At 56.1% G+C, this 1,420-nt stretch carries 1 protein-coding gene and 1 pseudogene; both read left to right on the top strand.

Annotated elements, in window-relative coordinates; all coding sequences use genetic code 11:
• The coding region (locus tag J5224_RS27660) for a glycosyltransferase (RefSeq protein WP_264628338.1) at window positions 1-776 on the top strand (776 nt) is incomplete at its 5' end.
• Window positions 773-1,420, top strand: a pseudogene (locus J5224_RS27665) (formyltransferase family protein); the annotation flags it as partial. The gene J5224_RS27660 and the pseudogene J5224_RS27665, both read left to right, overlap by 4 nt.

Below are 1,420 nucleotides of genomic sequence, written 5' to 3' on the forward strand. Positions count from 1 at the left end.
TGCTTAACCGGAATTACGGCCAGCACGCCGCGATCATGGCGGGGTTCAGCCATGTGACGGGCGATTTGATCATTACGCTGGATGCCGATCTCCAGAATCCGCCGGAAGAGATCCCGCGTCTGGTGGCAAAGGCCGATGAGGGCTATGACGTAGTGGGCTCGGTGCGCCAAAACCGCCAGGATAGCCTGTTTCGCAAAATGTCATCGCGCCTGATAAACCGTTTTATCCAGCGCACCACCGGCAAGGCCATGGGCGATTATGGCTGTATGCTACGCGCTTATCGACGCCATATTGTCGATGCCATGTTGACCTGCCACGAACGCAGCACCTTTATCCCCATCCTGGCCAATATCTTTGCGCGTAAGGCGACGGAGATTCCTGTCGAGCACGCTGAGCGCCTGCACGGTGATTCCAAGTACAGTGTGATCGGTTTGATCAGCCTGATGTATGACCTGGTGACCTGCCTGACCACCACCCCTTTGCGTCTGCTCAGCGTGATCGGTAGCGCCATCGCGCTGTCCGGGTTCTTGCTGACCTTTGTGCTGGTGGCGTTGCGTCTGGTATTCGGGCCCGAATGGGCGGCCGAGGGTGTTTTCATGTTGTTCGCCTTGCTGTTCAGCTTTATTGGCGCGCAGTTCGTGGGGATGGGAATACTGGGTGAATATATTGGCCGTATTTACAACGATGTGCGTGCTCGCCCTCGTTATTTTGTGCAACGCGTCGTTAAGGGCGAGGCCTGCAAAGACGAGACTCGCCAAGAGAGAAATGTGAAATGAATACCGTTGTTTTTGCTTATCACGATATGGGATGCGTTGGCATCAATGCCTTGCTGGCCTGTGGCTATCGCATCAGTGCTATTTTTACCCATGCGGATACGCCCGGTGAAAATCCTTTTTTTGGCTCGGTGGCTCGTATTGCCGCCAGAACGGGCATTCCTGTCTATACACCGGAAGACGTGAATCACCCCTCGCACCGCAGGCCATTTTTTCTTTCTATTACCGCCGTGTGCTGAGTGAAGACATTTTGCAGTGCGCACCTTTAGGCGCGTTTAACCTGCATGGCTCACTATTGCCGCAATACCGTGGCCGCGCACCGCTGAATTGGGTATTGGTCAACGGAGAAACGCAAACGGGCGTCACGCTGCACCGCATGACGTCAGAACCCGACGCGGGCCCGATCGTCGCACAACGGCGGGTTGATATCGCACCCGATGACAATGCGCCTGGCTTGCATCATAAACTGTGCGAATCCGCAGACCGTCTGTTACGCGATATTCTGCCGGTGATTAAATCCGGTAACTATCCGCAACAGGAGCAGGATCACGCACAGGCCAGCTATGTCACCCGGGGAACCCCGGAGGCGGGGCGGATGGACTGGGCACGGCCCGCGCATGAATTGTACAACCTGGTGCGTGCGGTCA

Source organism: Candidatus Symbiopectobacterium sp. NZEC135, from assembly GCF_025962695.1.